24 protein-coding genes and 1 pseudogene are annotated in these 26,297 nt (G+C 62.5%); 11 read left to right on the top strand and 14 right to left on the bottom strand.

The window, feature by feature from the left end; genetic code table 11:
• The first annotated feature begins 250 nt into the window (after positions 1-250).
• A pseudogene (locus F6X42_RS11950) lies at positions 251-905 on the top strand (SLAC1 family transporter).
• A 51-nt stretch (positions 906-956) separates the two neighbouring features.
• Here the strand turns inward: F6X42_RS11950 and F6X42_RS11945 are convergent.
• A complete protein-coding gene (locus tag F6X42_RS11945; protein ID WP_187634410.1) occupies positions 957-1,448 on the bottom strand; it encodes a DUF4126 domain-containing protein in 492 nt (163 codons plus the stop codon).
• 340 nt (positions 1,449-1,788) lie between these two features.
• On the opposite strand from F6X42_RS11945, the gene F6X42_RS11940 reads away from it, so the two are divergent.
• Entirely contained in the window at positions 1,789-2,667 is an 879-nt protein-coding gene (locus tag F6X42_RS11940) for a LysR family transcriptional regulator (RefSeq protein WP_187634409.1), read from the top strand.
• A 4-nt stretch (positions 2,668-2,671) separates the two neighbouring features.
• Here F6X42_RS11940 and F6X42_RS11935 read toward each other — a convergent pair whose 3' ends face one another.
• Both F6X42_RS11935 and F6X42_RS11930 read right to left on the bottom strand, forming a co-directional pair.
• Positions 2,672-2,923, bottom strand: a complete 252-nt coding sequence (locus F6X42_RS11935) for a hypothetical protein (protein WP_187634408.1) — start codon at positions 2,921-2,923, stop codon at positions 2,672-2,674.
• A 41-nt stretch (positions 2,924-2,964) separates the two neighbouring features.
• Positions 2,965-3,486, bottom strand: coding sequence for a lecithin retinol acyltransferase family protein (locus F6X42_RS11930; RefSeq protein WP_187634407.1), 522 nt, complete (start codon positions 3,484-3,486; stop codon positions 2,965-2,967).
• A gap of 451 nt (positions 3,487-3,937) precedes the next feature.
• On the opposite strand from F6X42_RS11930, the gene F6X42_RS11925 reads away from it, so the two are divergent.
• Complete coding sequence (locus tag F6X42_RS11925) at positions 3,938-4,225, top strand: hypothetical protein (protein WP_187634406.1); 288 nt, start codon at positions 3,938-3,940, stop codon at positions 4,223-4,225.
• A 5-nt stretch (positions 4,226-4,230) separates the two neighbouring features.
• Positions 4,231-5,001 (top strand): PP2C family protein-serine/threonine phosphatase, encoded by a 771-nt coding sequence (locus tag F6X42_RS11920; RefSeq protein WP_187634405.1) that lies wholly within the window; start codon positions 4,231-4,233, stop codon positions 4,999-5,001.
• Positions 5,002-5,024: 23 nt separating this feature from the next.
• On the opposite strand, the gene F6X42_RS11915 is transcribed toward F6X42_RS11920, so the two are convergent.
• From F6X42_RS11915 to F6X42_RS11875, 9 genes are all read right to left on the bottom strand, one after another.
• Complete coding sequence (locus F6X42_RS11915; protein ID WP_187634404.1) at positions 5,025-6,377, bottom strand: sigma-54 interaction domain-containing protein; 1,353 nt, start codon at positions 6,375-6,377, stop codon at positions 5,025-5,027.
• Positions 6,374-9,442, bottom strand: coding sequence for a peptidase domain-containing ABC transporter (locus F6X42_RS11910; protein WP_187634403.1), 3,069 nt, complete (start codon positions 9,440-9,442; stop codon positions 6,374-6,376). Before F6X42_RS11910 ends, F6X42_RS11915 begins: the two co-directional genes overlap by 4 nt.
• Before the next feature lie 39 nt (positions 9,443-9,481).
• On the bottom strand, positions 9,482-10,234 hold the full coding sequence (locus F6X42_RS11905; protein WP_187634402.1) for a peptidylprolyl isomerase: 753 nt from the start codon (positions 10,232-10,234) through the stop codon (positions 9,482-9,484).
• A gap of 37 nt (positions 10,235-10,271) precedes the next feature.
• Positions 10,272-11,645, bottom strand: coding sequence for a beta-barrel domain-containing protein (locus F6X42_RS11900; protein ID WP_187634401.1), 1,374 nt, complete (start codon positions 11,643-11,645; stop codon positions 10,272-10,274).
• A complete protein-coding gene (locus tag F6X42_RS11895; protein WP_187634400.1) occupies positions 11,623-14,229 on the bottom strand; it encodes an FHA domain-containing protein in 2,607 nt (868 codons plus the stop codon). The genes F6X42_RS11900 and F6X42_RS11895 overlap by 23 nt, the downstream gene beginning before the upstream one ends.
• Positions 14,230-14,472: 243 nt before the next feature.
• Positions 14,473-15,849 (bottom strand): efflux transporter outer membrane subunit, encoded by a 1,377-nt coding sequence (locus tag F6X42_RS11890; RefSeq protein WP_222945572.1) that lies wholly within the window; start codon positions 15,847-15,849, stop codon positions 14,473-14,475.
• 350 nt (positions 15,850-16,199) lie between these two features.
• Entirely contained in the window at positions 16,200-16,487 is a 288-nt protein-coding gene (locus F6X42_RS11885) for a hypothetical protein (RefSeq protein WP_187634399.1), read from the bottom strand.
• Positions 16,488-16,737: 250 nt separating this feature from the next.
• Complete coding sequence (locus tag F6X42_RS11880) at positions 16,738-17,175, bottom strand: DUF4399 domain-containing protein (RefSeq protein ID WP_187634398.1); 438 nt, start codon at positions 17,173-17,175, stop codon at positions 16,738-16,740.
• A 46-nt stretch (positions 17,176-17,221) separates the two neighbouring features.
• On the bottom strand, positions 17,222-17,725 hold the full coding sequence (locus F6X42_RS11875) for a DUF4399 domain-containing protein (RefSeq protein ID WP_187634397.1): 504 nt from the start codon (positions 17,723-17,725) through the stop codon (positions 17,222-17,224).
• A gap of 312 nt (positions 17,726-18,037) precedes the next feature.
• Between F6X42_RS11875 and F6X42_RS11870 the strand changes: the two genes are divergently transcribed.
• Positions 18,038-20,029 (top strand): SUMF1/EgtB/PvdO family nonheme iron enzyme, encoded by a 1,992-nt coding sequence (locus F6X42_RS11870; protein WP_187634396.1) that lies wholly within the window; start codon positions 18,038-18,040, stop codon positions 20,027-20,029.
• A gap of 27 nt (positions 20,030-20,056) precedes the next feature.
• On the opposite strand, the gene F6X42_RS11865 is transcribed toward F6X42_RS11870, so the two are convergent.
• Positions 20,057-22,105: a serine/threonine-protein kinase gene (locus tag F6X42_RS11865; protein WP_187634395.1), complete on the bottom strand. Its 2,049-nt coding sequence runs from the start codon at positions 22,103-22,105 to the stop codon at positions 20,057-20,059.
• 433 nt (positions 22,106-22,538) lie between these two features.
• Between F6X42_RS11865 and F6X42_RS11860 the strand changes: the two genes are divergently transcribed.
• The 6 genes from F6X42_RS11860 to F6X42_RS11835 all read left to right on the top strand — a co-directional run bounded on the left by F6X42_RS11860 (position 22,539) and on the right by F6X42_RS11835 (position 25,451).
• Positions 22,539-22,805 (top strand): hypothetical protein, encoded by a 267-nt coding sequence (locus F6X42_RS11860; RefSeq protein WP_187634394.1) that lies wholly within the window; start codon positions 22,539-22,541, stop codon positions 22,803-22,805.
• 88 nt (positions 22,806-22,893) lie between these two features.
• A complete protein-coding gene (locus tag F6X42_RS11855; RefSeq protein ID WP_187634393.1) occupies positions 22,894-23,190 on the top strand; it encodes a hypothetical protein in 297 nt (98 codons plus the stop codon).
• 194 nt (positions 23,191-23,384) lie between these two features.
• Complete coding sequence (locus F6X42_RS11850; RefSeq protein ID WP_187634392.1) at positions 23,385-23,603, top strand: hypothetical protein; 219 nt, start codon at positions 23,385-23,387, stop codon at positions 23,601-23,603.
• A gap of 354 nt (positions 23,604-23,957) precedes the next feature.
• On the top strand, positions 23,958-24,164 hold the full coding sequence (locus F6X42_RS11845; RefSeq protein ID WP_187634391.1) for a hypothetical protein: 207 nt from the start codon (positions 23,958-23,960) through the stop codon (positions 24,162-24,164).
• Positions 24,165-24,389: 225 nt separating this feature from the next.
• Positions 24,390-24,545, top strand: coding sequence for a DUF3309 family protein (locus F6X42_RS11840; protein WP_018423731.1), 156 nt, complete (start codon positions 24,390-24,392; stop codon positions 24,543-24,545).
• 105 nt (positions 24,546-24,650) lie between these two features.
• Positions 24,651-25,451, top strand: a complete 801-nt coding sequence (locus F6X42_RS11835; protein ID WP_187634390.1) for an SDR family oxidoreductase — start codon at positions 24,651-24,653, stop codon at positions 25,449-25,451.
• A gap of 223 nt (positions 25,452-25,674) precedes the next feature.
• On the opposite strand, the gene F6X42_RS11830 is transcribed toward F6X42_RS11835, so the two are convergent.
• Positions 25,675-26,022: a DUF4148 domain-containing protein gene (locus tag F6X42_RS11830; protein WP_187634389.1), complete on the bottom strand. Its 348-nt coding sequence runs from the start codon at positions 26,020-26,022 to the stop codon at positions 25,675-25,677.
• Positions 26,023-26,297: the final 275 nt, after the last annotated feature.

Raw genomic sequence — 26,297 nt, 5'->3', positions numbered from 1 at the left:
GTATACGGCCAGGCGCGGCTGATAACAGGACACTGCCGGGACTCTTGCGCGACATCCAGCGATGCGGGTGCGCATGGGCGCTCGACGGCCGCGTTCCTGCCCGTTTCCCCGCTGAAAACACAGCTTGAGACGCTCGCGCCATTGATCGAGCGTTTGCAGCGTTCTGCGATTGTCCGCGGCCTTTTACGGTAAGCCATCGATCGCGCCAAGCCAACACACCGGGAGCGCGTCGCAACGTTCGGAGGTCGTCATGAACAGCAATCGTGGTGCGGTTCCCGCTGGCTTCCTGGGGATCGCGGTGGGCACGTTGGCGCTTGCCAACCTGTGGCGTGTGGCAATCCGCCTGTGGCATCTGCCAGCCGTCGCGGGCAGCGTGGTGACGGTCGCGGCACTCGCCGTCTGGGTCATCGTGGCTCGCGCTCGAATCGATGATCCTGCATCGCGCCGCCGTGCATGAACCGCTGCCCGAAGCTCTGCGCCCGACCCTCGGCGTGCAACTCGCGCCGCCGGTCGTCGGTGGCGTCGCGTACATGAGCCTGACCACCGGCACGCCCGATCTGTTCGCCTACGCGCTGCTCGGCTAAGGCCTCTATCAGGCGCTGCTGTTACTGCGTTTGCTGCCGTGGATTCGCCGGCAGGCGTTCGTGCCCGGCTACTGGGCGTTCAGCTTCGGTGCGGCCGCATTGCCGACGATGGCACTGCGTCTGGTCGAACGTGGCCCGACGGGTCCGATCGAATTCGCGGCACCGGTTCTGTTCCTGGCGGCGAATGCGATCATCGCGATGCTGGTGGCGAAGACGCTTCAGCTACTGGTGCAAGGCAAGCTGATCCCGCCCGTAGCGGCGAGTTCGACGGCGGCTGCGGCGCCGGTCAAGACGGCCGCCCGAATCGCCCGGGTTCAATAAGCGGCCGCGTTTGCGCTTGTGTCCGTGTTTGTGTTCGTGTTTGCGGTCGTGTCAGAACCCATGCATCGACACGACGATCAACGCCGCGGCGACGATCCCGACCACGTCCTCGATCAACGCGGCGGGCGCATCGCGTCCGAACATGTTGGCAAGCGAGCTGCGCACTTTCGCGCCGCCGAGCGTGCCGATCACCGCGCCGACGGCGCCAACCACCGCGCCGAGCACCCCGACGATCGAGCCTCCCGCGAGGCCGCCATGCGCGCCGCTGATCGCCGCGCCGCTCAGCGCACCGAGCACGATGCGCGCGCCGAATTGCAGCGGCACCTTGCGGCTCGGCGTTTCGGGCAATTGATCCGTGACCAGTTCGATGACCGCCAGCACGGTGAAGATATACGGCGTGGCCGTGAAGCCGAAGAATGCGAGCGGGGTGCCTTGCAGCGGCAGCCATCCCAGACGCGCGGCCCAACTGACGGCGGCGGGGGCGATCATCGCGCGCAGGCCGGCGACGACGCCAATGAACAAGGCCAGAACATACACGGACATAGCGGACTCCCGATCGAGGGCAATGATGCAAGGTTGCACAAGCCGACGGCTTATCAGGACGAACGTCGGCAGAACATGTCGAGCATTCCATCTGGACAGTCAACTTCTCACCACCTACATCGAGGCAATTCGCAGTGGCCGTTCACGATTGCTCACGATTGCCAGGTCTTTGCCACCGACCCGCTGCCGCGCGTGTCGCGCGGCGCCGGGCGGGCGGTTGCCCCCGTCGATGTGGCCCTAGTGTCGCACAATTCGACAGACGGATAACACACGGGGAGTCCGCGAAGTGGGCCGAGGATGATAAGTTAGCCCACTCACAAGAAAATCTATTATCTGCACCATGAGACCGTATCTCCCGCTGAACGCGCTGCGCGCGTTCGAATCGTCCGCGCGACATCTGAGCTTCACACGCGCCGCGCAAGAGCTGAACGTGACTCAGGCCGCGGTCAGCCAGCAGGTCCGTTCGCTGGAGGAGCGGCTCGGCACGGCGCTGTTCAAGCGTTTGCCGCGCGGCCTCGCGATGACCGACGAAGGGCTCGCGCTGCGCCCCGTGCTGTCCGACGCGTTCGATCGCATCGAGGCGGCGCTCCGGCAGTTCGACGGCGGACATTTGCACGAGGTGCTGACGGTCGGTGTGGTCGGCACGTTCGCGGTCGGCTGGCTGATGCCGCGCGTGACATCGTTTCGGGACGCGCATCCGTTCGTCGAACTGCGGCTGCTGACCCACAACAACGTCGTCGACCTCGCGACCGAATGCCTCGATTTCGCGATCCGTTTCGGCGACGGCACGTGGCCCGGCTCGCTCGCCACCAAACTGCTCGACGCGCCGCTCGCGCTACTCTGCACGCCCGAGATCGCCGCGCGCCTGGCGCGGCCCGACGATCTCGCCGACGAAACGCTGCTGCGCTCGTACCGCGTGGACGACTGGATGAACTGGTTCGCGGCCGCGGGCATCGCGCCGCGGCCGGTGCGCGGGCCGGTGTTCGATTCGTCCCGGCTGATGGTGGAGGCGGCGATGCAGGGTGCGGGCATCGCGCTCGCGCCTGCGTCGATGTTCGAACGGGAACTCAAGACCGGGCGTCTGGTGCGCCCGTTCGACGTCGAGGTCCAGGCGGGCAGTTACTGGCTGACCTGCCTGAAGGGTAAGCCAATGACGCCGGCAATGGTGCTGTTCAGTCAGTGGATCGCGAAGGAAGCGGCCACGCCGGGCCGCGCATGAGTTTCTACGCGGCCGTGCGGCAATACCCGCTCATCGCGGGCCGCTCCGCTAGCGGCGGGAACACGTTCCATGAACCGTCGCCGTGGCGGAAGAAGAAAATCGACAGCAGTCCTTCCGGCTTCAACGTCTGCACGCACACATAGCGCTGCTGTTGCGACGCGCGATGGCAGAACCGCACGACGCGCGCGGGCATCGACGGCGTGGGCGCGAGCCATTTGTCGACGGCCCAATGCAAGCTCTTTTCTGCGGCAACCATGATGTTTCTCCTCCAATCGTCCGGTTCGTGACGCGCTGCGCTCACGCGAGTTGCGCGAGTGGCGCCACGCCGTGTTGATTCCTCGTCCCGCTGTCGACAAACGCCTTCACGAGGCACAGCAGCGCACGCACGCCCGTGCGCGGATGGCACAGGCAGCAATGCACCTGTTCGCTGCGGCTTTCGCCGAGCAGGCACCACGCGCAGAAGTGTTCGCAGTTGTTGGTCAGCAGGCGATAGCGGTTTTCGCCGAGGCGGGAGCGCGCGCGGCGCACCGCTTCCGCGCCGGCGTAGATCGCGCTCGGCGTCGCGCGAACCGACAGCGAATGGCCGGCGGCGAAGCGCGTCAGTTCGACTTCCTCGACGGGCCCGCGATGCGCGGAGCCCGCAAAGCCCGAGTAATGCACGACGCGGCCGTTGCCGACATAGATGCCGTGATGCTCATAGCCGTTGCGTTGCGTGACCAGATGCGAGCCGATCGGCAGATCGATCGTCGATGATGCGGTGTCGCAAGCCGCTGCGGATTGCGGGCCGTGGTCGCGTGTATCAGGCATCTGGATGTTCATGGCTGGCCTCGTTCGCATTTCCAACATGGTTGCGTCAGCTTTTGCATCATCCGGGCCATGCGCCGAAAAGCCCCTGTTTATAGGGTTGGCGGCTAATCCAGCGAGTTTCTGAAGAGGAAGATGTCAGTACCAGACCAACAGAAAACGCGCTGATCTGTTGGCGAGCGACGCTCATTTGCGAGCCGTGTCGCGCGGTGCTTTCACATCAATAGAGCGCGCGTGGGACCCCGTTGAATGTGTTGGGTCCCACACCTGTTCGAACGCGGGCTTGTTGGCCGCGAGCCGACCGCTTGCGTTGACCGCGGGCGAGGTGAAGCTGCGCAAACGCACGCCAGTCAACGGGCCGCGAGCTTCGGCTGGAATCCGCCCCCGATTGGCATGGTCTTTGCGCCATTAGGTGCAGAGTCCATTCAGCCGCGCGCATTGCGCACGCGACCAACCGGAGAACGACATGTCCTGCATCAAATTGAACGACCTCTCTTTGAACCTCGCGCTCGATCGCAAAGCAATGGCGGCGATTCGCGGTGGCGGCGGCGCGCCGTGGATCTATGGCTGGATTCAGCCGTTCGTGCCGCAAACCCCCAGCATCGGGCCCGTGGTCAATCTGTACGAGGTCTCCAACAACTTCTATGCTAACCAGATGATCAACCAGTTCCAGTCGGTCGACGTACGCAACACCGGCGCGAACGCGAACCTCAACGTGTCTCCGGACGCACGCAATAGAAACGACATGGTGTAGCCGTTGTGACCTGCGCGAGCCAATTTCGCTGGACCTCGTCCGCGCGTTCGGACGTGGGACGGGTGCGCGAAATCAACGAAGACGCCTGCCTCGACGAGCCCGAAGCGGGACGCTGGGCCGTCGCCGATGGGATGGGCGGGCACGCGGTCGGCGACTTTGCGAGCCGCACCGTGATCGAAGCATTGACTCAACTGGCGGCGCCGCACGGCCTCAGAACGCTGATCGCCGATGTACGCGCGCGGCTGCAAACCGCGAATCGCCAATTGCGCGACGAAGCCGCGCGCCGCCAGGTGCAGCGCATCGGCAGCACCGTGGTCGTGCTGCTTGCCTGCGATCGCTTCTGCGGCTATCTGTGGGCCGGCGACAGCCGCATCTATCTGTACCGCGCGGGACAGTTGCGGCAACTGACGCGCGATCACAGCCAGGTCGAAGAGTTGCGCTCGCTCGGCGTCATCTCCGACGAAGCGGCACGTCATCATCCCGCGCAGCACATGATCACGCGCGCGGTCGGTGCGACGGATCTGCTCGAACTCGACGACGACGCGATCGAAGTCGCCGACGGCGACGTGTTCCTGTTGTGCAGCGACGGTCTCAGCAATGAACTGAGCGACGACGAGATCGCCGATGTGCTGACGTCGGCGGAGCGTGAAAACGCCTGTTGCGAACTCGTCGACCTCGCGCTCGCGCGCGGCGGGCGCGACAACATTACCGCGGTGGTCGTCGAAGCGCAGGACCCCAATGCGGCGGACAAGACCTTGCTGAATCCGGCGCCTTGATGGTCTTCAGGTGGGCGCTTCACTCAACCTTCGTCTTCCTCGTCGCGTTCGTTCGCGCCGTTTTTCGCGGGCGGCGCATTGCGATTGCGGAAATCCTTCGAGTGCAGGCCGTGCTTTTTCAGCAGCATCTGCAAGTGCGAGCGATTCATATCGATGCGCCGTGCCAACTCGGCGACCGTCCCGCTGACTTCACGCAGTCCGCGTTCGAGGAACGCCTTTTCGGCGTCGTCGCTCGCGGCCCGCTTCGCGTCGCTCAACGACATCAGGTTCGCGACACTGATTGGCTGCTCGCCGCTCGCTAGCCCGCCATCCGTCTGAGCCGCCGCTGAACCCGGTGCAGCGGGTCGCATATCGAGCGGCAGATGCTCGACGTCGGCCATCTCTCCAGCCAGACATGAAATGCGATACATCACGTTGCGCAATTCGCGGATGTTGCCCGGATACGCGTAGCTCAACAGAAAGTCTCGCAAACGCGGCGTCAATCTGACCGGCCGGCGTTTCAGCGTGCCCGCCGCTTCGTCGCCGAACCACGCAATCAGCAACGGAATTTCGTCGCGCCGTTCGCGCAGCGGTGGCAGCGTCACGTGAATCACGCTGAGGCGGTAAAACAGATCCTCGCGAAACCGGCCTTCCTCGCTGAGCTTGCGCAGATTGCGATTGGTCGCCGCGACGATGCGCGTATCGACCGCGATCGTTTCGTCGGAGCCGACGCGTTGAATCTCGTGCGCCTCGAGCACACGCAGCAGCTTGACCTGGCCCGCGAGCGGCAACTCGCCGATTTCGTCGAGAAAGATCGTACCCGTATGCGCGCTTTCGAATTTGCCCTTGCGGTCGTTCGACGCGCCGGTGAATGCGCCCTTGCGATGCCCGAATAGTTCGGATTCGAGCAGATTGTCCGGAATCGCGCCGCAGTTCACCGAAATGAACGGCTTGTCCGCACGCGCGCCATTCGCGTGAATCACTTTCGCCATCAGCTCCTTGCCGGTGCCGCTTTCGCCATCGATCAACACCGGCAGGTCGGTTGGCGCGGCTTTTTCCGCGATTTCGAGCGATTCGAGCAAACGCGGATTGTCGCCGAACGTTCCCTCGAAAATAAAGCTGCGTTCGAGCAGCGCCTTGCGGCGGACCCCGCGCGATTGCTCCGCGCTCGTCTGCGGCTCGCCGGCCGTGGCCGCCTGCACGAAGCGCTCCTTGTGCGAGAGCTGCATGACTTCGTCGCGCAGCGACGTGGCTTGCCTCAGCAGCTTGTCGATATCGCCACGTTCGAGCCGCGTCGACCAGCGCAACGTGGAGCGCAGGATCTCGATGCGCTCGATCAGTCCCGCGTACGATATCGCGGGGCTCGCCTCTTCAATCTGGTCGAGTATCTTCATCATGATGCACTCAACTGTTTCTGCACGAGCTGGTAGTACATGCCGCCGCGCTGGATCAGCTCTTCGTGACGGCCCTGTTCGACGATCGCGCCTTCATACAGCACGAGAATCTTGTCCGCGCGCATGATCGTGCTGAGCCGATGCGCGATGATCACCGCCGTGCGGCCCTTCAGAATGTCGTGCATATTGCCGAGAATATTGCTTTCCGATTGCGAGTCGAGCGCCGATGTCGCCTCGTCGAACACGAGCAGACGCGGATCGTGATACAACGCGCGCGCAATGCACAGCCGCTGGATCTGACCGCCCGACAAACCGATGCCGCGCTCGCCGACGATCTGCTCATAGCCGAGCGGCATCTTGCTGATGAAGCCGTGCGCGTCGGCCATCTTCGCGACTTCCTCGATGCGGCGGCGCTCCGGCGCATCGTCGCCGCTCGCGACGTTCTCGGCGATAGTGCCCGAGAACAGCAGATTGCTTTGCATCACGTAGCCGATTTGTGCGCGAAAATAAGCCTTGTCGATCACGCCGGAGTCATAGCCGTCGATCGTCATTTTCCCTTCGCTTGGCTGATAAAAACCGACCAGCAGCTTCGCCAGCGTGGTCTTGCCCGACCCGCTGCGCCCGACGATCGCGACCAGTTCGCCGGGCTTGATATCGAAGCTGATGTTCTCCAGCACATAAGCGGAATCGTCTTCGCCATAGCGGAAATACACGCCTTGCAGGCTGATTTCGCCCTGCAGTTCCGGCAGCATCACGCGCGAGGGCAAATCCTGCGGCTTCTGTTCGGGCTCGATATCGAGCACATCGCCGAGCCGTTCCATCGCGACGCCCGCATCGTTGAGCATGCTCCACAAACCGACGAGACCCATCAGCGGACTCAATACGCTGCCCATGAACGCATTGAACGCGATCAGCTGGCCGATCGTCAATTCACGCGCGAGTACCAGATTCGCGCCGACCCACAGAATCGCAATCGTCGTGGCCGCATTCAGCAATTGACTGCCAAAGCTGACCAGAATATTGAAGGCGTGCGCGCGATACTGCAATTCGAGCGCCTTCGCGTATTTCTTCTCCCAGCGCAACCGCACCGGCCGCTCGATACCCATGCCCTTGACGGTCTCGACACCGGAGAGGGCCTCCATCAGGAACGACTTCGCCTCGGTCGACGCCGTGAACACCTCTCGTGCGTAGCCCTTGATCTTCGGCGTCGCGATCACCGTGAGTCCCATGATCGGAATCACGAACCCGATCAGCACCAGCGTCATCTTCACGTTGTACACGAACATGATCGTGAAGTAGATGAAGATCATCAACAGATTCAGCGCGGTCGTCACGGTGGATTCGGTCAGGAAAGCGCGGATCGTCTGGTTTTCCTGAAAGCGCGCGAAGATATCGCCGGTCTTGCGCTTCGCGAAGAACGAGAACGGCAGCGACAACGTATGCTTGAAGAACTGCGACATCATCGCGAAGTCCATGTTGCGGACCATGAAGTTCGCCAGATATGCGCGAATCGTTGACGTCAACTGCGTGAAGACGTTGGAGATGATGAGCCCGCCGATCAGCATATGGAGCAGACTGACGTTCTGATGCACGATCACGCCGTCGAGAATGTTCTGAATGATCAGCGGTGGAATCACGCCGAGCACCTGGATCACGAAGGTCGCGAGAAACAGATAGCCGAGTATCTTGCGGTACGGCTTCAGATAGCCGACAAAACGAATCCACGGCGAGCGCGCCGCCGACATCTGCAACAGTTGCGATCCGCCTGTAAATAACAGACAGGTACCGCTCCAGCCACGTTCGAAGTCCTCGACGCTCAGTTTTCTGAAACCGAGTGCCGGGTCCGCCACCCACACATACTCTTTCGACAGCCCGTACACGATCACATAGTGATAGCCCTCCCAATGCACGATGAACGGCAGATCGAAGCCGGCCAGCGAATCGAACGTGCATTGCACGCCGCGCGTCGTGAAGCCGAGCGACTCGCCCGCGCGCGCGAGGCTGTCGAGCGTCGCGCCCTGCGTCGTCACGTTCGCGAGTTCGCGCAGTTTTCCGAGCGTCATCGGAATGCCGTAATGGCGGCAGATCATCGCGAGGCACGCGGCGCCGCAATCCATCTCCTCGGCCTGCTCGACGAGCGCGAAACGCCGGATGATCTTCTCGCCCAGTTCCGGCTTGCTGTGCAAGTCGAGCAGCAACGGCAGCTTGCGCCGCTGTTCGAGCCGCTTTTGCCGCTGCAGTTCGCGGTCGCCATAGCGGATTCGCTCGTCGAGCACTTCTCGCAGTTTCGGATTGCGTTCGAGAATGAAATGAACGGTGCGCTCGGGAATGACCAGTAGCCGCGTGTCGGTGCTCGCGACGACCGATGCCATCTGTTCCTGGCGCATCAGGCACGCCTTCTCGCCGAAGATCTCGCCTTCGCCGAGCGTCGCGAGCGTATAGTCGTGGCCCTCCTCGTGCCGCACGATGCGCACCTGGCCTTGCCGCACCACATAAAGCCGCCTGTCGTCGCGGCCGTCCTGTTTGAGAATCTCCTTGCCGGCAGCCACCCGTTTCGCCCCGACGCTGCGCACGTATTCCTCGAGTTCCGCCTTGTTCAGCTTGCCGCGCAGATCGAACAGTTGCGCGACGAATCCGCCGGCCGAATTGATCGCGACATAGCTCGCGACGAACGCCAACGCGGCGGCGTTGGCCGCCATCACGGGTTCGATCGCGGCGCGCGGAATGAACAGCAATTCGGTCCTGGCCGACGCCCGTACCGACGCTTCGTGAACGTACGTGCGCAGCATCGCGATGTCGGCAAAGATCTCGCCCGACTTGCGCACGCCCATGCTGGTTTCCTTGCCGTGCTCCTCGGTGAAGATACGCACCGTGCCCGAGCGGATCACATAGAGACCGTCGGCCACTTCTCCCGCCGAGCACACCGTTTCGCCAAACGAATAGAACTTTGCCTGCGCGTATTCGGCAAGCCGCTCGATTTCGTCGCGCGAGAATGGCGACAGGATCTCCACCGAAGCGAGAAATTCGGCGGTGGAAGGCGCGGATGGTGCGGTCTGGGGGGCGTCCATGTAACGGCGAGCCTCGCTTTATCGGGCGCTAGACGGGTACTAGCGCGCTTCGATCACGTGTTCCTGGGCGCGGGCTATCAGCCAGCTCTCGCGCAGCAATCGGCGGATTTCTGTGGCCACTTCGGCATCGAGCGCGGCCGGATACTTGGCCGTCACCGCGAAAATCTCGAAACACGAACGGTCGGCCGACGGAAACGGCCCGAGCAGATCGCCGACCGCGGCATTGAAGATCTTCGCCTCGATATCGGGCTTCAGCGACCCACGCAGCACCTTGCCGATCACGCCGCCCGACTCGCGCGTATCGGCAATCGAATGCTCGCGCGCCATCTCGGCGAAGGCGTCGGGGTCATCGTGCAGGTACGAGATCATCTCCTTCGCCTTGCCTTCGCTATCGAGCACGATGTGACTGACTTCGAGCGCGTCGAACTTCGGTGAATTCAATGCGAAGTAATCGCGAATCGCCGCGTCGTTGCCGATCTCGTCGAGCATCTTCTCCTGATAGAGGCCGTCGGTAATGAACACCTCGAATTCGTCGAGGCTCACGCGCAGCGCGTCGAGATAATGATTCATGTCCGCCGCGCGATGCAGCCCGCGCACGCGGCGAAACTGGTCGGCGCGCTGCTGGATTTCGTCCGCGCTGACGGCGACGCCCTGCTTCTTCGCCGCGTGGACGGTAAGCTTGTCGCGCACGATCTGCTCGATCAGGCTCTCGAACTGGCCGGTCAGCTTCAGAAGACGAATGAACTCGTCCACGTCCACGACCTCGTCATCGATACGCACTATCGCGGTCATTTTCTCCGCTCCTTTCGTGGATGTTTGATTCGCGCGCTCAACCGGCCACCTGTCTGAACGGATCGAGACCGAGATCGATCAGGCGCCGCTCGCGCACGACGATTTCCGCATTGGCGGTCATGCCGTAACGCAGTGGATAACGCGTGTCGGCGACCTGGTAGTAATCCTTGTCGAGCGTGACGCGGCCCTCATAGACCGGCTGCTTGTCCTGCGCGGACGGCTTCGTGGCCGGCGAGATATACGCGAGCGTGCCGTTGATCAAGCCATAGCGCTGGTAAGGAAACGCGTTGAACTTCAATTTGACCGGCAGCCCTTCGTGCAGAAAGGCGCGGTCGTGTTCGGCGATTTCGATCTTCAGCACGGGCCGCGCGTCTTTTGGCGCAATGCCGCCGAGCGGCGCATTCGCCTGAATCTTGTCGCCGCGCTGCGTCGACGTGACGTCGGTAATCACGCCCGAAACCGGCGCGAGAACCAGCAGAAAATTGTCTTTATCGATGTTCTCGAAACGCACGCGCGCCGCGGCATCGGCTTCGAGGCGCGCGCTTTGCAATTGCACGCGCAGCTTGTCTTCCGCATCGGTGATATCGCGCACCGCCGAATCGTATCGCAGTTGCAGATCGGTGCTTTGCTGGCCGCTCGTCGCGAGTTGTGCGTTCGCCTGCGCATATTCATGGCTCAGCCGAAAGTCGAGCTCGGCCAGCTTCGATTGCGCGACACGATACGCGTTATCCGCCTCGAGTGCGGCCGTGCGTTTCTGTTCGACCTGCAATTCGGCAATGCCACCGCCGCCCGGCTGCGCGAACAGCCGTGAATAGCGATCGAGCTCCTGATTCGCCGCTTCACGCGTGCGGCGTGCGTTGTCGAGCGAACTGCGCGCTTCGTCGAGTTCGGCCTTCTGTCCTTCGGCCAGTTTCGTCGTGCCTTCGGAAACGCGATTCTCGTTCAAGCGCTCTTCGACGTCGAGTTGCGCCTTCAGCGACGCGGCCTTACGTTCCATCAACGCCTTCTTCTCAGGAAACTGCTTCCATTCGCGTTCGGCGTCTTCGAGTTTGAGTTGTGCCTGTAACGCATTGCTCGCTGCCTCGATCGCGCCGCGCGCGTTCAGGCGCGCGAGCACGTCGCCTTTCGATACCGGCTGTCCCTCGGCGATATATAGATCCGCGAGTTCGCCGTCGATCGGCGTATAGATGCGCCGCACTTCCGATTCCGGCGACAACGTGCCAGGCGCACTGACGATCACATCCGCGCGGCCGACGAACGACCACAGCAAACCCGAGACGACGAGCGCAACCATCGCCCAGATCAATGCGCGCGCAATCCGCACCGGCTCCGACGTCAGAATCGCGATGCCTTCGACGCTATGATCCTCGAGCGCCTCCGACAACGGTCTAGGGTGAGGGTCGCGTTTCACTCTCATCGCCTCCAATCAACGCGAGCTTCGCTTTCAGGAGCCCAGGGTCCAGCACCATGCGCAACTCCGTCAACGAACGGCGCTGCAAACTCGCCTCGGCTTCGATATCCGCGAGCAGGCGATCGAAATCGGCGGGATGGTCGGCCTTCAGCTGTGTATAGATGCGCATGCCCTGCCGCGCCGCCGTTTGCGCGTCGGTAAGCAGCCGCGCCTCGTTGCGAAAGCCCGGCGAGATGCCGGCTTCGAGCCGCTGCGTGCCGCCGATCGGGCCATTCGCGCGGTATTCCTTCCACAGGCTTTGCGCGCGCAGCAACAGATCTTGCGCATGCGAGAGTGCCTTGTCATGCAATGCGGCGACGTCTTTCTGGATCGCCTGCACGAACCATGCGTCGGTCCGCGGATCGAGGCTCGCGTAGAACGACAGCAGACGCTGGTCGTAGTCCTTTGCGCCATGCGGTTTCCGCAGATCGTCGTATTGATCGGACAACGCCTTCTTGTGCGCCGCTTCGGCCGCGATCACGTCGGACCACGGGCTTGCCGGCATCGACTGCAAATCGTTCAGCGCCTGCTGCGCGTCGCCGCGCTGCCACGCGGCATCGACCGCGTCCTGACGTTGAACGATTTCCGCCGCCGGCAAACGCCTAGCCGCCAGCTGCTGGAATTGCGTCTGAAAAGGCGGTGTACTGAAGCGCGCCGTTTTCATCATCGCGAGCAACGACGTCCATTGACGGCTCAGTGCGGCATTCAGCAACGCCGTATATTGGCGCAAATCGTCACGCACGCGATCGAGACCCGCGAGCCGTGGATAACGCTGCGTGTAATCGTCGAGTAGCGGCGGCAATGCGTCGGGTTGGTCGCGCGCGAGTTCAGTATGGATCACGCCATTCAGCCGGTCGATCGCGGCGACGTACACCGAATCGTCGCTTTCGAGCTTGCGCAGATGACTGAGCGCGTGCGCATAGGGCTCCGCGAAGTCAGGCACGTAGCTCGCAATACGGTCGAGCGCGCGCTGATGAGTCGTCGCATCGTCGTCCCAGCGATGCAGCAGATCGTTGATCGTCGCTTCGTCCACATACATGCGAATCGGGGCGTCGACGCCGCCGCGCGCCGCGACGAAGCGTTCGAGATCGCCGACCCATTGCAATTCGCCGACCAGCGACGCCATATCGGCGTTATTCACGCTCAACGCCTTCATGTTGTTCAGCAGCGCGTCGGCCTGGTCGAACTGCGCTTTTTGCAATGCTTCGAGCCAGCCCGGCAATTGCGCTTTCAATATCGCCTCGCTCGCGAGCGCCCGGATTTTCGTGTCCGTCGGATGCGTGGCCAGATAGCCGCGCGCGACCGTGACGGCGCTCGAATAATCACCGCTTGCGAGCAGGCTCTTCAACTCGCGTTCCGATGAACCGTGCAGATAGAGGCCCACGCCAAGCGCGACCACGATCGCGACACCGGCGCCGCCCCATGCCGCGGCGCGCCGCACATTGGTGTGCTCACCGTCCGCGAGCGCCTTATGCAGTTCGCCGGCGACCATCTTCCAACGACGCTGCCGACTCTTTGCGGCGCGTTTGCCGCTTTTATCGTTCGCACCGTCTTTCGTGTCCGCCGGATGCGCCCCTTGCGCGCCTTTTGCGCCCGGCACGCCATTTGCCGTCACTATTGCTTCGCGCTTCGCGCGCGCAGAGCCCGGTTGCGCCGCTTCGTTCACTTCGTCTTCGCGTTGCAGCGCCGGATCGACGCAAAAGATGTCGAGAAACGAATGCGCCGCGCCGACGAAGGTCGTCTTGTCGGCATCGGCGGCGCTGTCGGCAGCGGGACGAAGAGAAAGCTGGGTCACGGTGGGCTCGACGTCAGGGGAGTTCTGTAGCGACACCCTGTAGACGAAGTGGTCGCCGCCAAATGCAACCACATCGCCGTCCACTAGCGCAAGCGCCGATTCGCCGATCCGCTGTCCATTCACGAACGTACCGTTGGTGCTGCCGAGATCCTCGACATAGAACTCACCGCCCTTCAGAAACAGATGCGCATGGCGCCGCGAAATGTAATTGACCTGGTGCGGGTAACGGTTTTTATAGCGTGAGAAAACGTCGTCCGTTTTGCTGATCAGAAACGGAAAAGCCAACACGTCGACCGGTTGCAGACCCAGCTCATCGCGCTGCGGCACCAGTAATAGATGAGTGACGGGCGAAGCGCTTGCACCCGCGACGATACGCGCGCGCGGCTCGATGCCGACGCGATAGCACAGCTCGCCGCCAAAGCAGAGTTCATCGCCGGCGCGAATACGTGCGGGAGTTTGCCGCACCGCGATGCCGTTGACCGTCGTGCCGTTCTTGCTGCCCAGATCGGCAACATAAATCGCGCCATGCTCGATGAAAACGCGCGCATGCCGGCGCGACAGGCCGGCGGTACATTGCGCGGAATAGTCGTTGAATGGCGCTTCGCTGCGGCCGACCGCGAACAGGTCGTCGACGATGCGAATGGCGTCGAGCGCGGCGCGCTGCGCGCACGCAACCGGCGACAACACCACGTCGAAGGCAGCGTCCACTGTCGTGCGTCTTTCAGCAATCGGAGCTTCGCCGGTGGCCATTATGTCTGGATCGCTAAGCGTTTACCTGCCGCGGCGAGGACGCGGGGCGAACGGGACGAAGAACAACGGCGCAACATTGTTTGTTGTTGTTGAGCGCCACGCAAACGCCGACCCCTAGAGGATTGTAAGTCACGCATCGAGAGTGTCAATTTGGATATCGCCGGTTGAGAAGACCGCGGGGAAGTCGTCAGCGGACGAAATACCCGCCTGGTACGCCAACGCCTGGTTTAGCTGAATGCTTCGTTACTTCTCTTTCACTTGCGCTTCTACGTCGACACCTGGCCAGCCGCCGCCGAGCGCCTTATAAAGCGTTACCGTGTCGGACAGAATCAATTGATGGTTTTCCAGCAACGCCTGTTGCGCCTCCAGCAAGGTTCGCTCGTCTTCGAAAACTTCGAGTTGCGACACGACGCCAAGGCGCAATTGCGACTGGATCTGGTCCGCGACGATCTGCAGGCGCGCCACCTGCTGCTGCAATTCCGCGTGCTGCGCCTTATTGGCACTCAGATTGACGAGCGCATTCTCTACTTCCTCGAACGCGCCCATCACGGCCACGCGATATTGCTGCGCGGCGACTTTCGATTGCGCTTCGGTCACCTTCACATGTGCGCGCACGCCCGGATCGAACAACGGAATGTCGATACTCGGCATCAGGCCGAACGAGAACGACTTCAGCAACTGGTTGAGCGCGTAGCTTGCCGTGCCGCCCTGCGCGGTGAGGCCGATGGTCGGCAATTGGGCGAGCTTCGACTGTCCGACGAGGTCATAGGCCTCGAGTACCCTGAATTCGGCCGCCACCACGTCGGGGCGGCGCGACAGCAATTGCGCGGGCAGACCATCGGGCACGCCCGGCAACTTCACGCGGTCCTGCAAATGACCCGTTGGCACCTGGAACTCGCCGGCCGGCACGCCGAGCAGCGTACAGAGCGCATTGTTGGCGACCGCGCGCGCGCGGCGCTGTTCGAACAGATCGTTGGTCAGCCGGTTGATCTCCGCCTGCTGGCGCAAGACCTGCGTTTGCGGCACGAGCCCGTTGCGCGCCTGGCCTTCGTAGATCGTCAGGATTTGCTGGTTCGTGGCGATGGTCTTTTGCTGCTGTGCGATCTGATCGTCGAATTGCAGGATCTGGAAATAGGTACTGGCCACGTTCGCGACCAGTTCGAGATACCCCGCACGCCAATCCGCCTCGCTCGCGTGGAACTCGGCCTTTTGCGCCTGCACGCCTTTTTCGACCTTGCCCCAGATGTCGATGTCCCAGTTCACCTGCAACGCGAGGTTGTACGTCCTCGTCAAAGGCTGGCCGGTCGACTTCTGGATATTGGCCCCGGCACCGAGGTCCACGGTCGGCAATGCGCCCGCTTGCGTCTCGCTGATCTGCGTGTGCGCGACTTCGATACGCGCGGCCAGCACCCGGATATCGAAGTTGCCGTCGATCGCCTTGTCGATCAGCGTATTCAGATACGGGTCCTGGAAGCCCTTCCACCAATCGCGCTCGATCGTCTCCGCAGCCGATACCGGCGCGCCCTTGCGATCCGACCACGATGTCTTGGCCGGCGTGTCCGGGCGTTGATAAGCCGGCATCCTCACGTCGACGCACGCTGTCAACGCAACCGCGCACATCGTCGCCGCGCCGATGCCGCGCAGCACACGCCCGATACGGCGTGGCGTCCCGATCGCGGCGGAAACCCGCTGAAGGTCCTGCGAATCACGCGACAAATTGGGCGGTGATTCCGGCAATGCTGACACGATGATCTCCAATTGCATCCGCCCGTTTCACGCCAGTGCCCGGCTTCAGGCCTGGCCGTTTTTCGCGCGGCGTCGGCATGAAGCGGCGGAAATGTCGATGCGGGGAGCGGTGGATACGCGAAGGATGCGTGGAAAGGACGATTGAATGAACGGTCTTTTTGAGCGACCAGCCTATTGCAGGGCGCGCACGCGCGGCCGCTCGGGCCGCGCGCGCGCCGCGTCGCTCAGGACACGGCGGAGTAGTTGCTCGAGTTCACGCACGGTACGATCGTCGTCGTCGCACCCCCGCTGAACGCGGTGTTGTTGCCGTTCGCGCTTTGGATGTTGATCTCCGTGTTGATCATCTGCGTCGTGCCGACGTTCTTGATGCTGGTCGGCGCATAGACGGGCGTGTAGCTGAAGTACGACGGAGACATCGGGCAGTAGTAGCCGTTGCCGCCGCGCACGGCGCTCATCGCCTTGCTGTCGAGTTGTTCGGTGTTGGACAGGTCCTTGATCATCAGCGTGTTCATGGCAAATCTCCTGGAAGGGGGAAGCGCATCGTTGTGCGTCGGGTTCGAGCAACTTGTCTGCTCGGGCGCTACTAACGCATGGGCTATGCCAGGAGTGCCTCGCTGTCGTCATTCGCGTTCCGAAAGCCATATGGCAAGGGCTTGGACGACCGCGCCCGCTGCTCCGTCATGAACGACCGGCAGCGCGAGTCTCGTGAATGGTGGATGGCAGCCAACAGCGCGCGCGACATTGTTGGCTGCATGATGACAGTCAGCGCGCGATCACCGTGATCTTCTTCGAATACACCGGCGGGTTGTGCGGCATATGCATGTCGTCGCCCATCAACAGCTGCAACGTATGCTTGCCCGGCGGCAATTGAATCATCGTTTCCGTTTCGCCCGCGCCGAAATGCAGATGGTGGCGATCCGAGGGTATCTCTTGATCCATCGGCGGCAGGTCGGTATCGATCAGAAGATGATGGTGGCCTGTGTTCGGGTACTTGACGCCTTTTGGCGCGACCCCCATGAAACGCAGGCCGAACCATACGCGAAAGGGCTTATTGGCGGGCACCACCTGGCCATCGTTCGGATAGCCGATGTACGCGTAGGCGCCGGGGGGCGCCGGCTCCGCTGCAAACGCGCGTTGCGGTGCGGTCCATGCCGCCAGTGCCGCTGCGACGAACGCGGCGGCCGCAATGATCTTTTTCATCAGGACTCTCCGTTCCGGCTCGACCAGTTCGAACGAACGGATCGCGTTAGTCTTTTAGCACGGTGATGGTGATCTTTTTCGAGTACACGGGCGGTACGTGCGGCACATGATGATGGTCGCCGAGTATCAGCTGCAGCGTGTGCTTGCCGGGCGGCAACTCGATGCGTGCGTCGGTTTCGCCCGCGCCGAAATGCAGGTGCTGGCGATCCGACGGAATCTCCTGATCGAGGGCGGGCAAATCCGTGTCGATCAGCAGATGATGGTGGCCGGTATTCGGCAACGCGACACCCTTCGGACACACGCCCATATTGCGCAGTCCCATGCGCACCCACAGCTTGCCGCCGTGTATCACCGCGCCATCCGACGGCCAGATGATGTACTCCTCGGCGCCCGGCGGTGACTGCGTCTGTTCGGCGCGCGCGACGCCGCCAGTTCCGATACCGAAGCAGAGCGCGACGAGCGTCGCACATACCGCCGTGCGTAATCCGCCGCAATGCGCTTGCGCCAGATGACGCCTAATCAAAAGAAGGGGAACACGGGTTCTTCGCATAGCGCACTCTCCCGAACAGGAGTCATGGCTGGGCCCGGCTATCGATGACCTTCCGGGTGTTCGAGCGGCATGTCGCGCGTTGAAAGCGACGCACAGCCACCTAGTTAAAACGACCGTGGGACGTGACTTTGTGAATCAGCTTAGGACGTAACTTGCCAAAAAGATACGCAATGATCGTTAACCGTATGACGCGTTAAGGACTCCCGGACAGTTGTGACGCAAAGCGCGTGCTATCGTTAAGAAACAGCGTGGGCAGCGCGAACCTGGTGCACGAATGGCCTGAATACTGTCCGGTACAAACGGGATATGAAGATGTGGCGACGATTCCTGCTGGTGTGCGTGGTTGGGGCAATCCAGGCGCAGTGGGACGGTGCTGGTGCCGCGACGCAGCGTCAAAGCATCGAGCCGAGCGCGGCTTGGGTGACGAGTCATCCGGGTCGGCCGGCTGATACCGCTTTGCTCCTCTCACCATTTGCTTTGTCGCGTGACCATACCCATTCTCGGCGCGTGGCGCTCGTGATCGGAAATGGCGAGTACGGCGACGCGACTAACCCGATCCGCGCGAATGCGCCGCGCGACGCCGACTCGATCAGCGATGCACTCCGTGCGCGGGGTTTCGAAGTCATCACGCGAACGAACGCTACGCCGCCGCAAATGCGCGCGGCCATCGACGAATTTCAACGACGTCTGCAAACAGGTGATATCGCACTGTTCTATTTCGCCGGACACGGCATGCAGATAGGCCGGCAAACGCTGCTGTTGCCGGCGGCGAGACTCGATGCGCGAGCCGATACCCGCGCGCCGGTGTCACTACTGAATAACGGCGTCGATCTGAAGACCGTTTTGCATGCGATGCAGTCCGCTCGCGCTGGCCGGCTCAATCTCGTGATTCTCGATACGTGCCTCGACAATCCATTTACGCCCGCCGCCGTCGCGATCGAGCAGCCGGGGATCCCGGCCGCCACTGTGATTGCCTATGCAACCTCACCGGGCGGTTTCGCGGCGGACGGTCCACGGCATGGCGTCTATACCGGTGCGTTGCTGCAAGCGCTCAATGACGCCGACGCATCGTCCCAATCGCTGACCGTGCTGTTCCGGCACGTCGCCGACGAAGTACGCGCCGCAACCCGCGGAACGCAGCAACCGTGGCTCTCTGTCGCGCGTTCTTCTATTCCCACGAGTGACGAAATCGCAATCGCGTCGTCGAATACATCAGACGATCGCGCCGTCACGCTGCGTAGTCGCGGCATCATGCCCAAAGAAAGCGGCGAACAATACGAAATCACGTTCTGGGAGTCGATCAAGGACAGCAACTACCCGGCCGATTACGACGCTTACCTGAAGTCCTACCCGAATGGCCGCTTCGCTACACTCGCGCATGCGCGTATCGATCGATTGCGCTCGGCGGCATCGACTCCCGCGGTGAGCGCCACGCCGGCTGCCCAGCCCGCTCGCCCCGCGACGCAAGCCAGCGCGGCCGCCCCGCCCCCGCCGCACCCCGCGGCCGCGCCAGCGCCAGCGCCAACGCCGCCGACCACGGCCGCCGCAGCGCCACTCGCGCAAAAGACCGTCGCCCATCCGCCGACCGCCGGTGAGATCCGCGACTGCGCGACCTGTCCGATCATGGTCGCGGTACCCGCCGGCTCGTTCGCAATGGGCAGCAATACCGACGACCCCTCGGAAAAGCCTGTGCATCACGTGAGCATCGGCGCGCCATTCGCGATCGGCAAATTCCCGGTGACGGTCGAGCAATGGAATGCGTGCGTCGCCGCCAATGCATGCCAGAAGCTGACGCCGGAGAGCAACAGCAACAAGGCCGCACCCGCGCGCGATCTCAGTTGGGACGACGCGCAGCAGTACGTCAAATGGCTCGCCAAATCGACCGGCAAACCGTACCGTCTGCCTACCGAAGCTGAATGGGAATACGCGGACCGCGCCGGCACCACGACCGCGTACTGGTGGGGCCAGCAGATGCGCAAGGGCACCGCCAATTGCAAGGACTGCGGCGACCCGTGGCACAAGGAAGGACCGGAAAACGTCGGCACGTTCGCCGCGAATCCGCTGGGCTTGTACGACATGAACGGCGGCGTCTGGGAATGGACCGCCGACTGCTGGCACAACTCCTATCAGGGCGCGCCCCTCGATGGCCAAGCGTGGGACTCGCCCGGCTGCGAGATGCGGGTAATTCGCGGCGGCTCATGGCGCGAAGGCGGCGACTACATGCTCAGCGCGACACGCTTCAAATACAGCGCCGGCGTGCGCCAATCGCAGGACGGTTTTCGCGTCGTCAAGGATCTGCACTGACGGCGTTTCGATGGGCTCTGTGACGGATCATCGCGTGGCGGGTCTGGTCGTAATCGGCGCGAAGTCCGCCAATACACGATCCTGCCCGTATTGACCGCCGATTTGCTTCAGCCGCGTTTCGAGTGCGCGCAGATAATGGTCGCGCGCTTCGCTTTGCGGGCGCAGCTTGTCGAATAGCGGCACCGGCGTAATCACCAGTACCACCATCTCGGAGCCGAATGGCTTCGCTACGATCCAGTCGCCAGCATTGCTGCCGATCGTGTACGGACCGCCGTTCGGCTGCATCTGGTTGTCCGGCCACAGATGACTGGGCACCATATGCACGACGTGGCCGTCGAGCTGGTAGTAGTCGACGGTCGCAAAGGAATCGAACGGGGGCGCTTTCAGGTCGACCACCAGCGAGTCATTCTCGGTCAGCAAACCGCTTGGCGGACGCATCTGCAGCGACGCTACGCGCCCCGCCTGCCAGTTGCGCACCACAAACGGCGCGAGCGTTTTGACGAAGTCGCATTTATCGTCGGCGAGCGGCCGCACGTCGAGCGAAACCGTATCGACGCCCGGCAGCGCCGCCAACGTCTCCTTCAGATGCGCGGCACCATAGCGCTGCGACAGGAAACCGCGAACCGTCAATGCGTGGTCCTGCACCGCACCCGATAACGCCGAACACGGCACCTGGGCGAGCGTGGGCATGATCGCGGCGAGCGTCAACGCGGGCTTCGGCGCGGGCGCGACGGCGGACGCCCCACCCGCCCGATCGACCTGATCACCCTGGGTTGCCGCCGCCACGGTTTGCGCGGCTTGCCGCCGGTTGGGTCCAGAGCGAACAGCGAACACGCCCACCGTGACCGCGCACACGACGGCCAGCGTAGCGAGCCCGAACCACGCGAGCGTTCCGGACTTCTCCGCGCGCGCTTCGTTGTCGAACTCGGCGATAAAGCGCACCACGCTCGGCATCCGCGTATCGCGATCGAACGACAATGCGGCACGCAACGCGCGCCACTGTCGGGCATCGAGATTCGGCGGACGCTGCGGCTTGAAATCGGCATTGCGCGCCTGCGTGGCCGACAGCCGATCGAACGGATGATGTCCCGTCAGCAGTTCGTACGTGATGCAGCCAAGCGCATAGATATCGTCGCGCGGGTCCGGCTCGCGATGCTCGATCATCTCCGGGCTCGCATAGGCGGGCGTCAACGCGCCGAGACTGCCGGGATCGAACACCGTCGCGTCGCTCTCCTCTTCCGGCCGCTGGAATACGCGCGCGATGCCGAAGTCGATCACTTTCACTTCGGCATTCGTGGTCAGAAACACGTTGGCGGGTTTGAAATCGCAATGGACGAAGCCGCGCTCGTGCGCGTACGCGAGCGCCGCGCACATGCCGCGCACGATCGGCAACGCGGCCCGGACCGGCATGCCCTGATAGCCGGGCGTGCGCAGCAGCTGACTCAGCGGTTTGCCGCTCAGGTACTCCATCGTCAAATAGACGATCGGCCCGTCGCGGTCGAAGTCGTACACGGTGATGATGTTGCGATGCGCGAGTACCTGCGCCTTGCGCGCCTCGCGCTGCAACGCCACCAGCGAATTCGGATTGCCGCGGAACTGGACGTTCAGCACCTTGATCGCAAGATACGGCTTGCGATCCGACGCTTCGAGCTTGCGCAGATCGAGCGCCTTGTACACGGTGCCCATGCCGCCCACGCCAAGGCACTCTTCGAGCACGAAACGATTGTTCAGCGTATCGCCGATGCCTTTGATGGTCTCGTGCGCGGCGCTTCCGGCAGTGTTCGCGCTGCCCGCGCTCGACGAACGCAGCGACGGCACTTCGATCGAGGTCTGTATGCCAGTTTCCTCGCCGCCCGCCGCGACGTTCGACACGCGCAGCTGCTCGATGCGCCGCCGCACTTCCAGATAGAGGTCTTCGGGCAACGGCGCCTGATGATGCGCGGCGTACAGCGTCTCCAGCAGCCGCGTCGGACCGAGTTGCTCGGTCGCCAACGCGCTGTCGAGCTGCGCGACGAACTCGTCCCGCGACAGCTCGCCGCTCTGGAAGTCGAGAATCACACGCGCAAGGCTAGCCATTTGTGCGAAGCACCGCCGTTGCCGCTTGACCGTGTCGCATGCGACCGAAGCCACGCGGGTCGATAGAAAACCTGTCGTAACCGGTTACATGTGCCGTTTCGATACTAGCTCCCGATCCGCGCTTTCGCAAACCAGGCAAAACAGGCATCAGCCGCGCGCCGCGCCGCGTGCTGGCTCGCGCAATGTCGTGTGCCATCCAACAGGGCTCGCCGCGATGTCGGGCGGCGGCCACCGTTCGACGCGCGTCGACGCACGTCGAGTTCGCCGGCACGGTGGCCGACGCGGCCGCAAATCCCTTATACGACAAGGATTCGTCGACTTTCTCAGCAGACTTGAATAAAACTGGCACAACCTGTGCGTTAGTGATGTCCGAGCAAACGGATTGCTCGAAACCACTCGCAACACTGCGAACACTTCCTTCAGGAGACTCACCATGAAAACGCTGATGATCAAAGACCTGTCCGTCACCGAACAACTCGACAGCAAGGCCATGCGCGCCGTACGCGGCGGCTTCGGGCCGAGCTACTACAACTTCAGCCCGGTCTATGCGCCGACCAAAATCAAGAACACCGACACGACGCAACTGATCACTAACGAACTGAACTTCCAGAACGCCAACGGCAACAACGTTGCGTTCTCCGACGGCAGCACGTCGACGTTCATGCCGTATATCAATTCGAGCAACAGCAACAACTCGTAATGCGTGGCGCGGCGAGCCGCCCGCTGTAGCGTGCCGCTTCGCCGCGTGCCATTCATATCCGCGTTCCTTACGTGTTTGGAGAAATGCCATGTCATCCCTCATGATTCGCGATCTGTCCGGCACCCGCGAACTCGACCGCCGGACCATGTCCGGGATCGCCGGCGGCACCGGCAGCCATGTGCCCACGCCCTCGGACGGCTATGGCGGTCTCGGCAGCCTTGCCGGCATCGCCAACGTCAACGTCACAATCAATCAGAACCTGGTTCAGCAGCAAAACGTCGATGTCGCAGCGCTCAACAATGTCGGCGTGATCGGCGCAGGTTTCGTGCCGCTGAAGCTGAACGTCGACCCCACGCTGTGGGGCGGCAATTATTCCGTCGTGTAAGCCGAGGCAGCAGCGGGGAACGGGGTTTCCTTCACTGCCACGGCAACACTGCGTCCATGCGCGCCGCGAACGGATTTCCTATACTAATAGTGCGTCGAGACCTGAGTGCAACGAACGACACACCGAACACATTCCGAGCACGGCGGCCGGAACCCGAATGGGTCTGGCCGCCGGCGCATTTTTCTGGAGCCGTCATGGCGAAGCTGTGCATCAAGGATCTGACCGAAAGCGTCGAACTGGACCGCGAGGCGATGGCCGCGATCCTCGGCGGCGCCCGTGTCGGCGCGCGCTCGAGTCTCGCCGCGCCGCTGGTGCCGGCCGCGACGCGCGTCGTCGAGTACCCGCCGGGCTTTCCGGCCGCGCATCTGCGTATCGCGGAAGCAGCCTCGCCGCGCAAGCGCCGACGCCGCTAGCACTGCTAACACCGCCGGCTGAGGCGTATCACCATCACGGCACGCGCACATCGCGCGTGCCGTTTCTGTTTGCGCTTCCCGTTGAGTGTTGCACGCGTGACTTCTCGATGCGCGGCGCTGCGCTGCGCCCCAACCACTCGCACGCGACTCGTGGGACGCGCACGAACACTTCGACTCGCAATCGCGATCGTGTCCCTTGCGATTCAACGCGCCTATAGCGCGGATGCTTGCCAGGCTTTGCATTGCGGCCCCCGCTCCATTTTCGGCTCATGCTCCGCCACATTGGCATAGGCCTTGCAGAAACCGGAGCGGGCGCCGCACTGTGCCCGCCTTTCCACGTCAAGGAGAAATGCCATGAAAGCCAATGTGATCATCAAAGACCTACCGCCTGGCGCGGGCGACCCACCCGGCGAGAAAACGCTGACCGTCGAACAGATGAAGACGCTGCGCGGCGGCCGCTCGGTAGTCGTCAGGGTGAACGGTGGCGGCACGGGTACCGTCGACGATTGGGACATCAACACCGCGATCTTCGAAGGCCGCATCGGCGGAACTTACCTATAGGACGCGCGATGTGTCCGCAATTGGAAAACGGCACCCTACCGACGTTTTGCACGCGCCGGGTGCCGTTTCAATCGACTGCTGCATCTCCGCACGCGGCGCGCGCCGCCCTGGCGATCCGACCGAACGATCAGTCTTGGGCACATGCCTTGCTCCCGAGGGATAATCCCTGCGGCCCTGGCCAACGTAGGTCAAGCAGGTGTGTCGAAACCAGGCGGAGGTCACAACATGCTAGGAACTATTCTTCTCATCGTGCTGATTCTGCTGCTGATCGGCGCTTTTCCGGCGTGGCCGCACAGCCGATCGTGGGGCTATGGTCCGACCGGTGGACTCGGCATCGTACTGATCGTCGTGATCGTTCTGCTGGTTGCCGGCGTGATATAGGCCACGCGTAGTGGACTGGAACCCCAGGCGGGCCGCCGTCTGCCCGCGCGATGTCGCGCGCTGGTGGGCGGCGGTTTCGCTATTTCGTCGTTGCCGGAGCACGCAATGGAAAAATTGCTGGCCAATCAGGTCGCGCTGATTACCGGCGCGAGTTCGGGAATCGGCTATGGTGTCGCCAAAGCACTCGCGGATGCTGGCGCGGCGGTCGTGCTCAATTATCATTCGCACGCAAAACCTGGTGAAAAACTCGCTGACGAAATCGAAAAGGCCGGTGGATCGGCGATCGCAATTCAGGCGGACGTGTCGGATCCCGCTCAGGTCGCAAACCTCTTCGATATGAGTCGTGCGCGTTTTGGTGGTGTCGACATCGTGGTTGCGAATGCGGGACTGCAGAAGGACGGCCCATTCGCCGACATGACGCTCGACGATTGGCAGCTCGTGCTGTCGACGAATCTGACCGGCCAGTTTCTGACCTGCCAGGCTGCGGTAAAGGAATTCCGCCGACGCGGTCCGACGACCGCATCGAAAGCGCTCGGCAAGATCATTTGCATGAGTTCGGTTCACGAAGTCATTCCGTGGGCTGGTCACGTCAATTACGCCGCGTCGAAAGGCGGCATTCAGATGTTCATGAAATCGCTGGCGCAGGAAGTCGCGCCCGAGCGCATTCGCGTCAATTCGATCGCTCCGGGCGCAATCCGTACGCGGATCAATGAAGACGCGTGGGATTCACAAGCAGCACTCGACAAGCTGCTGCAGTTGATCCCCTACGGACGCGTCGGCGCGGTGGAAGATATCGGCAAGGCGGCGGTATGGCTTGCGTCCGATGAAAGCGATTACGTGGTGGGTACGACGCTATTCGTCGATGGTGGAATGACGTTGTATCCGGGCTTTTCCAATAATGGCTAGACCCCGATACGGTTCGAGCCGGGCATGCTGCCTGCTGAAACTCCTACGTAGTCGAACTTCAATACGAAAGGAGACGACATCATGCCTTACCTGCTTGGCTGGCTGCTGGGTGTTCCGTTGATCGTACTGATCATCCTGTACCTCATTTTTCATTGATATCGCACGGTACAGGCAAACGCGTCCGCGCGTCGATGCGCGCGGACGGCCTGCTTGATTGCATCGATCACGAATGCGCGTAGATCGAACCGAGGCCGACGATATTGGCGCCGTCGTTCGCGCGATCCGCCGCCGCATGCTTCATCGGCACGTGCGAGCCCGCAACCGAATTGCCGTTCGAGACGCCACCGTAAGCGGCCGCGTCATGCCCCGCGCTGATGCGCGCCTGTGCCGCCTCGATGTTCTGCGGGTATTGCGTGTTGTCGCTGGCCGGGTTGTAGCCCGCCTTTTCCAACTGGACCAGCTCCGCGCGCACTTCAGCACGCGTGAGCGCCTGTTGCGGTTGCGATTGCGCGAACGAAACGACGGGAGCGGCAACGAGTGCGGCGACGATCAGCGATTGAATGAGTTTCATCAGTCTTCTCCGGGTATCAAAACCATCAGGGGATCAAAGGATTGAGCGGGACGCGAAGTCATCAACGCAGATACACTGTCATGTCCCGCCTGATTCACACGCAACGTTGTGAATCGACCTTGCGTGAAGACATTAGAACGCGCCAACGTATCTGCAATGTTTTCGTCACCCCCCATTTGTGCAAGCCTGTTTGTCTGCGTACGGTGTCGATACATTGCGATACAAAACCTGCTTTCGGACATGCCGTGCAGGGCCGGCATTGCACGCGCCGCCTA

Source organism: Paraburkholderia podalyriae (assembly GCF_014397785.1).
Taxonomy (GTDB): Bacteria; Pseudomonadota; Gammaproteobacteria; order Burkholderiales; family Burkholderiaceae; genus Paraburkholderia; species Paraburkholderia podalyriae.
The sequence above is the reverse complement of the archived record's forward strand: the minus strand, read 5'-3'. Positions and strand labels throughout refer to the sequence as shown.

What these genes read in the sequence shown, in the direction of transcription:
- F6X42_RS11945 (WP_187634410.1), bottom strand. Translation starts at nt 1,448, where the DNA reads ATGTCCGTGTATGTTCTGGCCTTGTTCATTGGCGTCGTCGCCGGCCTG.
- F6X42_RS11940 (WP_187634409.1), top strand. Translation starts at nt 1,789, where the DNA reads ATGAGACCGTATCTCCCGCTGAACGCGCTGCGCGCGTTCGAATCGTCC.
- F6X42_RS11935 (WP_187634408.1), bottom strand. Translation starts at nt 2,923, where the DNA reads ATGGTTGCCGCAGAAAAGAGCTTGCATTGGGCCGTCGACAAATGGCTC.
- F6X42_RS11930 (WP_187634407.1), bottom strand. Translation starts at nt 3,486, where the DNA reads ATGAACATCCAGATGCCTGATACACGCGACCACGGCCCGCAATCCGCA.
- F6X42_RS11925 (WP_187634406.1), top strand. Translation starts at nt 3,938, where the DNA reads ATGTCCTGCATCAAATTGAACGACCTCTCTTTGAACCTCGCGCTCGAT.
- F6X42_RS11915 (WP_187634404.1), bottom strand. Translation starts at nt 6,377, where the DNA reads ATGATGAAGATACTCGACCAGATTGAAGAGGCGAGCCCCGCGATATCG.
- F6X42_RS11910 (WP_187634403.1), bottom strand. Translation starts at nt 9,442, where the DNA reads ATGGACGCCCCCCAGACCGCACCATCCGCGCCTTCCACCGCCGAATTT.
- F6X42_RS11905 (WP_187634402.1), bottom strand. Translation starts at nt 10,234, where the DNA reads ATGACCGCGATAGTGCGTATCGATGACGAGGTCGTGGACGTGGACGAG.
- F6X42_RS11895 (WP_187634400.1), bottom strand. Translation starts at nt 14,229, where the DNA reads ATGGCCACCGGCGAAGCTCCGATTGCTGAAAGACGCACGACAGTGGAC.
- F6X42_RS11890 (WP_222945572.1), bottom strand. Translation starts at nt 15,849, where the DNA reads ATGTGCGCGGTTGCGTTGACAGCGTGCGTCGACGTGAGGATGCCGGCT.
- F6X42_RS11885 (WP_187634399.1), bottom strand. Translation starts at nt 16,487, where the DNA reads ATGAACACGCTGATGATCAAGGACCTGTCCAACACCGAACAACTCGAC.
- F6X42_RS11880 (WP_187634398.1), bottom strand. Translation starts at nt 17,175, where the DNA reads ATGAAAAAGATCATTGCGGCCGCCGCGTTCGTCGCAGCGGCACTGGCG.
- F6X42_RS11875 (WP_187634397.1), bottom strand. Translation starts at nt 17,725, where the DNA reads ATGCGAAGAACCCGTGTTCCCCTTCTTTTGATTAGGCGTCATCTGGCG.
- F6X42_RS11870 (WP_187634396.1), top strand. Translation starts at nt 18,038, where the DNA reads ATGTGGCGACGATTCCTGCTGGTGTGCGTGGTTGGGGCAATCCAGGCG.
- F6X42_RS11865 (WP_187634395.1), bottom strand. Translation starts at nt 22,105, where the DNA reads ATGGCTAGCCTTGCGCGTGTGATTCTCGACTTCCAGAGCGGCGAGCTG.
- F6X42_RS11860 (WP_187634394.1), top strand. Translation starts at nt 22,539, where the DNA reads ATGAAAACGCTGATGATCAAAGACCTGTCCGTCACCGAACAACTCGAC.
- F6X42_RS11855 (WP_187634393.1), top strand. Translation starts at nt 22,894, where the DNA reads ATGTCATCCCTCATGATTCGCGATCTGTCCGGCACCCGCGAACTCGAC.
- F6X42_RS11850 (WP_187634392.1), top strand. Translation starts at nt 23,385, where the DNA reads ATGGCGAAGCTGTGCATCAAGGATCTGACCGAAAGCGTCGAACTGGAC.
- F6X42_RS11845 (WP_187634391.1), top strand. Translation starts at nt 23,958, where the DNA reads ATGAAAGCCAATGTGATCATCAAAGACCTACCGCCTGGCGCGGGCGAC.
- F6X42_RS11840 (WP_018423731.1), top strand. Translation starts at nt 24,390, where the DNA reads ATGCTAGGAACTATTCTTCTCATCGTGCTGATTCTGCTGCTGATCGGC.
- F6X42_RS11835 (WP_187634390.1), top strand. Translation starts at nt 24,651, where the DNA reads ATGGAAAAATTGCTGGCCAATCAGGTCGCGCTGATTACCGGCGCGAGT.
- F6X42_RS11830 (WP_187634389.1), bottom strand. Translation starts at nt 26,022, where the DNA reads ATGAAACTCATTCAATCGCTGATCGTCGCCGCACTCGTTGCCGCTCCC.